We start from the raw sequence: 9,084 nt of genomic DNA, 5'->3' as shown, positions 1-9,084 counted from the left end.
CTTTTTTAAAGAATAGTGATTATGTTGTAAAGAAATATAACAAAAAAGCTTAGTATTATTCATTAAATAAACATTTTTTCATAATTTCTTAACCCTAAAATTCAAAAAGTTACCCTTATTTTTACGAATTTATTTTTTTTAAGTATTTAAAATTGCTTTTTTTAGAATATACCCCTATCAAAATTGCGCTTCTCAAAAAAATTATACTTCGCCCAACAAAATAGCCCCCTAATTTTTAGGACTAAAAAAATAAATCTATATTTGACCCAGCGAAAAAACAAAAAAAATAAATTTATATTATTATGGCTAAAATTAAGTTAGAGTACATTTGGTTAGATGGATACGAACCAACTCAAAATCTTAGAAGTAAAACTAAAGTTGAAGAACACGAAAATTTCAAAGGAACATTAGAAGAACTTGGAAATTGGTCATTTGATGGTTCGTCAACAAAACAAGCTGAAGGTGGTTCATCTGACTGTTTGTTAGTTCCTGTTGCAATTTATCCAGATCCAACTCGTATTAACGGATATTTAGTAATGTCTGAAGTTATGTACGCTGATGGAACTCCACACCCTTCTAACGGTAGAGCTACTATTGATGATGAGGATGATGATTTCTGGTTTGGATTCGAACAAGAATATTTCATCATGGATACTAAAACTTTATTGCCATTAGGTTTCCCTGTTGGAGGTTATCCTGCTCCACAAGGTATGTACTACTGCTCTGTAGGTGGAAAAAACACTCACGGAAGAAAATTAGTAGAAGAACATGCTGATTTATGTATCGCTGCCGGAATTAACTTTGAAGGTATTAACCAAGAGGTTGCCTGCGGACAATGGGAATTCCAATTATTCGCTAAAGGTGCTAAAAAAGCCGGAGACGAAATCTGGGTTGCTCGTTACTTATTAGATCGTTTGACTGAGAAATATGGTTACTATATTGAGTATCACCCAAAACCTCTGGGAGATACTGACTGGAATGGTTCTGGAATGCACGCTAACTTCTCTAACGAGGTGTTAAGAACATGTGGAGACCAAGCTACTTACGAAAGAATTTGTGAGGCTTTCCGTCCTGTTACTGCTGAGCATATCGCGGTTTACGGAGCTTACAATGACCAACGTTTAACTGGTAAGCACGAAACTGCTTCTATTCACGATTTCTCTTATGGAGTTTCAGACAGAGGATGTTCTATAAGAATTCCTTTGATGACTGTTCAAAAAGGATGGAAAGGTTGGTTAGAAGACAGAAGACCAGCTTCAAACGGAGATCCATACAAAATTGCTGCAAGAATTATCAAAACTGTTAAATCAGCGCTATAATTCAAAGCTTAGAATATATTCTAAAAGTGCCATCGTAATTGTTGGCACTTTTTTTTGTTATCATTGTTTGTCATTGCGAGGTACGAAGCAACCGCACTAATAAATAATTACAAAGTTTACAAAGCTTTGTGTAATGGCACACAGATGACGCTGGTTTAAACAGATTTTTTTATCCCTAACAATGCACACACAGTTTGTCATTCCGAGGAACGAAGCAACCACACTAACAAAATTTGCAAAGTTTACAAAGCCTTATGTAATAGCACACAGATGACACGGATTTAAAACGGTCTTTTTATCATTTTCAATAAGCACGCAGTTTTGTCATTCCGAGGAACGAGGAATCGCACACGAAACTCTACAAAGATTGGCGACTTTCTTTGCGGAATTTCTAGTGCGATTCCTCGTTCCTCGGAATGACAAGATTGGGTTAAACTTTGACAAAGCCCTAACATCTCACAAAATTGCTTAATTTTAAAAGTACCTTTCTTATAAATAATTTTTAATTTAAACTTCAAAACTTATCTTTGTAATTCATTTAAAAAAACCATCATGATAGTCTGGACTCTCTTTTTATTGGCCGTAGTTTTTATTCTTGCTTTAGATTTAGGTGTATTCAATAAAACACCACATATTATCAGCACCAAAGAAGCCAGTAAATGGACCTTGATTTGGGTAACTTTATCTTTTTTGTTTTCAGGTGTTATCTATTGGCTTTATACTACAGATTATATTGCAAATCCCGACGGTTTAAAGCCTGCCGTGGCTTCAATGAAGTTTATTACAGGTTATTTAATCGAATTATCTTTAAGTGTTGACAACATTTTTGTAATTGCAATTATTTTCGCTTCATTTAAAATTCCGCAAAAGTACCAGCACCGTGTTTTATTCTGGGGAATTCTGGGCGCAATTGTTTTCCGTGGTTTAATGATTTTCTTCGGCGTTATGCTGATTAATAAATTTACGTGGACAACCTATGTTTTTGGAGCGTTCTTAGTATTTACTGCTATAAAAATGTTATTTTCAGGAGAAGATGAAGATTTCAATCCGAAAGATTCTTTTGTATACAAAACGTTAGGAAAAATTATTCCGATTACGTCTCACATGGAGCATGAGAAATTTTTCATTTTAACCGAAAAAGGAAAAAAAGCTGCAACCCCGCTTTTCGTTGCTTTAATCGTAATTGAAGTTATGGATGTTTTATTTGCTGTTGACAGCGTGCCGGCGATTTTAGCCATTACATCAGATCCGTTTTTAGTATTTAGTTCTAATATTTTCGCCATTTTAGGTTTACGTTCTATGTATTTCTTCCTGGCAAATATGCTGGCAAAATTCAGTTTCTTAGAATACAGCTTAGTAGCTATTTTAGCTTTCGTAGGTTTAAAAATGCTTCTTCACGAATGGATTCACGTTCCAGAATGGGCTTCGTTAGGATTTATTGCACTTTCACTTTTAGTTGGAATTTTGGTTTCACTTAAATTTGGAAAAGAAAAAGAACTTACTGATTCTGATTTGTAATATCATTTCAAAATATACTTATAAGAAGAGAAAATCGTAATGATTTTCTCTTTTTTATTTTTAAAAGATAATTTATTTCACAAAAACAGTAAATTTTAATAATAATCTTATGTTTTTATTTATAATTATAAGAAAATAAACATAAACAAGTACATTTATAGAATTATTAATTTAATTCTTATTTATGAAACAAAATTATCTTTATTTATTTATTTTATTATTTTTCAGCTCAATAGCAATAGGACAAAAGGTCATACTTACACCACTTGTTGTCAATAATAAAAGTGTAATTAGTACAAGCCCTATAAATCTTGAATCAGTAGACAGATCTACTGTTTCATTATCAGTAAAAATAGAATCACCAGTACCTGTAGGCAGTGAAGGCACTCTAAGTATTTTATATACAAAAGATTCAGCAATCACGCCAATTGTAACTGAAGGTGGCTTTGAAAGAGTAACAAACTTTATCGGAGGAAATACAGCCACAATAAGCTTTGTAATCAATTTAACTCTAAGTAATTTCAATACTACCGGAGGATACATATTAGCACAGTACAAAAGCAATTCAGGTATAGTTTATAAAAGCAACAATGTTTCTGTTATAAAAAATGGCAGTACTACAACGCCTCCAGTAACTCCTCCAGTAACACCACCTGATCCAAATTTCAAAAACACTATATGTTGTGATCAGGTAATTAGATACGGAGACAGACCTGCTCCAATAGTAGGTTCTACTCTTGCCCCTAATAAAGTTTCTGTTTCATGGCTTAAAATTGACAATAGTCAGTTTCCTAACAAAACCTATACTGGTACTAACTATTCAAACGATAAAATTAATATCCTAATTCCTGATTATTTAACAGAAAACGCAACTTTCAAGAGAAGGCTTGGTAGTGACTTTCCTTTTAATGACAGTAACGCTATAAATATCAGAATTGTTCCTACGCCAATACTCAATGAAATTATAATTGATGGAGGTAAAGATGCAAATGGTTTTGTTGAAATCGTAGACTCAAACCCAAAACAAATATATAGTGACAGAGCATCTGCAAGGGTAAATCTAAATATTCTCGAAAATCCAAATCATGTCCCACAATCTAGAGGAGATAGTTTTGATGCTATAGAACGTTATGAATGGCAATATGCAAAAACAAATCAAAATGATGATTTTACAAATAAAAATTGGATTACAATTGAAAACGGTAACTCTGCAACTTTAGAATATGCAGTTTTAAAAAACATCCCAAACCTAGAAGACAATTATCTAGTTATTAGAAGAATTGCTTTTTATAAAGGAATAAGCAATGCTAGTAATGTTATAAAAGTTATCCCCAGAACTCTAAAAAACAATAATGTAATATGTTGTGATCAGGTTTTAGCTATGGATACTACTTTAAAACAAATTGAGAATCCGTCTACAATAAGCGGCTCAATAGCAGCTATTGAAAACATACCAAATGCTCAAATTATAAGCACTACTTATCAATGGCAGAGTCAGGCAATTAAAAATACAAGACCTAATCAATATAGCGCTTGGTCAAATATTGCCGGAGCAACATCAAAAGATTATCTTCCAGCACCATTACAATTTGTTATTGGAACCAGAGGAGACTTAGTTGTAGAAACTACTTATAACTACAGAAGGATCGCAACAATTAACTATACAATTAATAATACCGGAAATTACACCTCAAAGTCATATAGTAATGAAACTAATTTACAAGCAGGAAGAACATACGGCGCTCCAACGTTAATTGCATATCCAAATCCGGCGTCTTCTGTTATATATGTAGAAAATAAGTCTACCGACTATCTTTTATCTAGTACAAAAATCTCTGTAGCAAATGTAACGGGAACAACTGTAAGTGTGAATTTTTCCGTTGTAAATGAAAACCTAATAAGTATAGATGTTTCAAATTTAGTTATTGGAACCTATTTTATAAACATTGAAAATCCAACGGGAGGAGTAAGAGGTCGAAGTAATACCTCACAATTGACATTTATAAAAAGAAACTAATATATCTAACAATATAAAAAAAGGAAATCATTGCTGATTTCCTTTTTTTATATTGTTATTTTACTTTAATTCTTTAACATTCTTATCATTAATATTGTATTTCTTAATAACTGCATTGTAATCTGAATAATCTGCCTTATTTACGCTTTTATTTGTACCTAGGAAATCTCCTGGCACAATTACAATTCTAAATACTTGATTTAATCTATAACTACTGTTAACACCATCCAAATCATATCCATCCATAAATATATCAATATAATCTCGTGAAAACTGAAAAGTATAAGTAAAATCTAATCCTCTATCATCTGTGAAATATGTTTCTGGAAGTAATTTCCAAATTCTATTTCCATTTGTTTCCACTCCTGCTGATCTATAAACCAATATAACATCCGAAGCATACTGAGAAGGATTAGGAACTGATTTACTATAATCATTTTCCGAAGTAAAAGAAACATTTGGAACATCAAAAACTCCACTTATTGTATCATAATCTACATCATCATCATTGTTTGAACAACCCGTAAATGCAAACAACCCAACAACAGCGAATAACGTAAGTATCTTTTTCATAATATATATTTTTTATAAGTTTATAAAAGCATTCCAAAAACCAAACCAAAAATTTTGTTAAACGGGTTTTGAAATGAAATTTTATATTATTTTTTTACAACAACCTGATTCTTAAACAAGATCTTGCTAAAAAATAATACATGGTAAGGTAGTGAATTTTCCCAATATTCCCAAGTATGTGCACCCGGATGTTCGGTATAATCGTGTTCTACCTTATTATAAACTAATCGGCGGTGTAATTCTCTGTTGGGTTCGATGAGAAAATCATCTACTCCGCAGTCAATAATTAGAGGTAATTTGTTTGCTTTTATTTTATCCAGCATTCCCATAACGGCGTGCTGCGCGTATAATTCAGAATTGTCACTTCTGTCCCCAAAAACAGGCTGCATTAACTTTATTACCTGTGCCGAAGATTCGCGGTTAAGCATTGTACTCATATCTACTGCCCCGCTCATACTTCCGGCAGCGCAAAACAAATCTGGGTGTCTGGCAGAAAGATATAAAGCGCCGTGTCCGCCCATCGAAAGTCCGGTAATAACTCTTCCGGTTCTGTTATTAATTGTTCGATAGGTATTATCTACTTTTTGAATTACTTCCTGCGTTATAAAAGTTTCAAACTGGCTTTCTTTATTTACAGGACTGTCGAGATAAAAACTAAACGTTTCACCTTCGGGCATTACAATAATTAAATTATATTGATCAGATAAACTCTGAACCAGCTTTTTATTTGGAGTATTTTTTAACCAGTCACTAAAATGTCCGTATGCTCCGTGCAATAAATACATTACCGGAAACGCGGTTTTACTTTTTGCATACGAATTTGGTAAAACTACAGCCGCCTTATAGGTTTTGCTCATGGCGGTACTTGCAATTTGTAAAGTATCTACTTTTGCTGCGTATGTTATTGACGAAACACACAGAAAAACAAAGAATACTAAAATTTTAAGGTTTTTCATTTTGATAGTTTTTTTTGATTAAAGGAGTGTAAATATACCTTTTTTCTGAACAAACTAAATGAAAAATCCGACCAGCTTTTAACTAGTCGGATCTAATATTTTTGCCACAGATTAAAATGATTCTATGGATTATTTTCTTTGAAAAATTGGTTTGCCACTAATTACACGAATTTCCACGAATTTATTTTTCAATGTGGCTTATAAACTGATTCTAAAAATCTTTTTAATCCTTTTAATCTGTGGCAAAAAATATCAAACATTCTTCACAAACTAATTCGTGGAAATTCGTGCAATTCGTGGCTTAAAAAAAAATCATTTTAATCTTTATAATCTGTGGCAAAAAACATAAAACTATTAACTAATAATAATCTTATGTTCGTGACGGTATTGCGATGCGCTTTTACCTGTGTATTGTTTAAATGATTTGCTAAAGTGGCTAAAATTATTAAAACCGCTTTCGTAACAAACCTCATTTATACTTATCGGTTTTTCGGCCAAAAGTTTAGAGGCGTGCACCAATCTGTATTCGTTTACAAACTCTGTAAAAGTTTTGTTTGAAATCTTTTTAAAATATCTACAAAAAGAAGGCGTTGTCATGCTCACTAAATTCGAAACTTCGTCGATAGCGATAGACTGCTGAAAATTATCTTTAACAAAATTAAAAACCACATTCATACGATCGTTATCCTGAGTCTGCAGTTCCATTGCAAAACCATCTGCGTTTAGCATTGTATATTCTTCAGACGAATCTAATTCATCCAGAATACTTAAAAGCGAAAGCAAACGTTCAAACGGAAGCTGGTCTTCCATTGCTTCGATTTTTTTTCCAATATGTTTTTTAGTTTCTCCGCCAAAAGCGATTCCGCCTTTAGACTGACTTAAAACATTTTGAATTTTTCTCATTTCCGGTACACCAAAAAAGCCATTCCCTAAAAATTCAGGTTTAATATGAATGACCGTTTCGTTTACATTTCCCGTTTGTTCATTCGTAAAGCCGCAATGCGGCAAATTAGACCCTATCAAAATCAAACTACCATTTGTATAATAGGAAACATGGCTTCCTATTTGTCTTTTTCCTGCCCCGCCGTTAATATAAACCAACTCAATCTCTGGATGATAATGCCATAAATGAGCTTTGCTATTGGTCTTTTCGGCGTGTTTAGTGTAGGTAAAAGAACTTCCGTATGAGTTAGTTATCACTTCAAGAGCTGGGGCAATTGTTTTCATGATAATTTCTTTAAAAAATAATAGCAAATTTAACAAAAACACCTAAAATAATTTAAATTTTAACCTATAACGGTTTCGTAAATGAGGATTTTTCATTAAAACAACAAAAAAATAATGTAACAAATTATCGCCAAAACGTCTTTTTTTAAACAACCCATATTTTTATTCAAGATTTTTTTAAGATTTCTTATTTATTCGACCTTTTTTATAGACATTCATAATTTATGTAAGAATATTGGAAGTTTTTCAAAACGTTAACATTTAGAAAACATTGAAAAATAACAACGTAATTAACTAAAACACCTAAAATAATTCAAATTTTAACCTATAACGGTTTCGTAAATGAGAATATAGCACATAAATTGGAAAATAGAGTTGATATTATTTTCGCATAGCTGAAGTAATTTTACATCAGAGAATTAGAGATAATAATTTTTAAAAACAAATACTATGAATAAGATAAAATTAAGTTTAGTGTGTGCGGTGCTTTTATCAGGAATCAGCACTTATGCGATTGATGGAAATGAGGACTTTAATCTTCATGTATTGAAAAACGGAAAAACGATCACTTTTGGTCTTAACCAAACTCAAAAAGCAAAATTAGCTATATACGATACAGACGGTACTTTATTGTATTCTGAAAATGCTTCTGGTAAAGACGGAATTTTAAGAACTTTCAGCTTACAAGATTTCCCTGACGGAGTTTACTTCTTAGAAGTTGAAGACAATGCAAAAAAAGTTAGATATGAAATTAATGTAAATAACGAAATCGCTACTTTATCTTCAAAAGCAATTTCATCTGTTTACAAAACAGTTTCAGACAAAAATACTAGCGTAGCAGTACGCTAAAAAACTTATACTTTTCTCATAAGTATAAACTAAGGTTAGATAGTTAGTAAAGTTAAAAACGTAAGTTTTAAAAACAGCTCTTTGTGGTTATTGGGCTGTTTTTTTTTGCTCTAAACTTTCGATATTAGATTTTAGATTGCAGATTTTAGAGTTTAGATTTTTATTGTGATTATATTGCGTTCTCCGTGGTTAAACCACGGGCTATGTTTCCAATTCTTTCTGTACAAGAAATCTACATATTCTCCACATCCTAAAAATTCATCCCAAATTTAAATATAGCCCGTGGTTTCAACCACGGGAACATATAGCTGATATTGTATTGTGGCTTCATTACGTTAAACGTGGTTAAAATCACGGGCTATGTTTCCAATTGTTTCTGTACAACAAATCTACATATTCACCACATCCTAAAAATTCATCCCAAATTTAAATATAGCCCGTGGTTTCAACCACGGGAACATATAGTTGATATTATATTGTGGTTACATTACGTTCCCCGTGGTTAAAATCACGGGTTATGTTTTCAATTCTTTCTGTACAAGAAATCTACATATTCTCCACATCCTAAAAATTCATCCCAAATTTAAATATAGCCCGTGGTTTCAACCACGGGAACATATAGCTG

Annotated in this window: 7 protein-coding genes; 4 read left to right on the top strand and 3 right to left on the bottom strand. The window is 32.2% G+C overall.

Translation table 11 applies throughout. The features are described 5' to 3' along the window. The first annotated feature begins 302 nt into the window (after nucleotides 1-302). The 3 genes from FLAPXU55_RS23305 (at nucleotide 303) to FLAPXU55_RS23295 (ending at nucleotide 4,854) form a co-directional block, all read left to right on the top strand. Complete coding sequence (locus FLAPXU55_RS23305; protein WP_053474107.1) at nucleotides 303-1,319, top strand: glutamine synthetase beta-grasp domain-containing protein; 1,017 nt, start codon at nucleotides 303-305, stop codon at nucleotides 1,317-1,319. 552 nt (nucleotides 1,320-1,871) lie between these two features. Further along, the gene (locus FLAPXU55_RS23300) at nucleotides 1,872-2,837 is read left to right on the top strand and encodes a TerC family protein (RefSeq protein ID WP_180861745.1); all 966 of its coding nucleotides are present in this window, start codon (nucleotides 1,872-1,874) and stop codon (nucleotides 2,835-2,837) included. Nucleotides 2,838-3,021: 184 nt separating this feature from the next. Further along, entirely contained in the window at nucleotides 3,022-4,854 is a 1,833-nt protein-coding gene (locus tag FLAPXU55_RS23295) for a T9SS type A sorting domain-containing protein (protein WP_180861743.1), read from the top strand. Between the two features lie 60 nt (nucleotides 4,855-4,914). Here FLAPXU55_RS23295 and FLAPXU55_RS23290 read toward each other — a convergent pair whose 3' ends face one another. The 3 genes from FLAPXU55_RS23290 to FLAPXU55_RS23280 form a co-directional block, all read right to left on the bottom strand. After that, entirely contained in the window at nucleotides 4,915-5,427 is a 513-nt protein-coding gene (locus tag FLAPXU55_RS23290; RefSeq protein WP_180861741.1) for a hypothetical protein, read from the bottom strand. A gap of 86 nt (nucleotides 5,428-5,513) precedes the next feature. Next, nucleotides 5,514-6,383, bottom strand: coding sequence for an alpha/beta hydrolase (locus FLAPXU55_RS23285; RefSeq protein WP_180861739.1), 870 nt, complete (start codon nucleotides 6,381-6,383; stop codon nucleotides 5,514-5,516). 354 nt (nucleotides 6,384-6,737) lie between these two features. After that, nucleotides 6,738-7,610 (bottom strand): AraC family transcriptional regulator, encoded by an 873-nt coding sequence (locus FLAPXU55_RS23280; protein ID WP_053474112.1) that lies wholly within the window; start codon nucleotides 7,608-7,610, stop codon nucleotides 6,738-6,740. A gap of 450 nt (nucleotides 7,611-8,060) precedes the next feature. Here FLAPXU55_RS23280 and FLAPXU55_RS23275 point away from each other — a divergent pair, with 450 nt between their 5' ends. Continuing rightward, nucleotides 8,061-8,459 (top strand): T9SS type A sorting domain-containing protein, encoded by a 399-nt coding sequence (locus FLAPXU55_RS23275; RefSeq protein ID WP_180861737.1) that lies wholly within the window; start codon nucleotides 8,061-8,063, stop codon nucleotides 8,457-8,459. Nucleotides 8,460-9,084: the final 625 nt, after the last annotated feature.

This window comes from Flavobacterium panici (assembly GCF_903819335.1).
In the GTDB taxonomy this organism is placed as follows: domain Bacteria; phylum Bacteroidota; class Bacteroidia; order Flavobacteriales; family Flavobacteriaceae; genus Flavobacterium; species Flavobacterium panici.
Note: the sequence above shows the minus strand (reverse complement) of the source record. Positions and strands in the feature narration are given on the sequence as shown.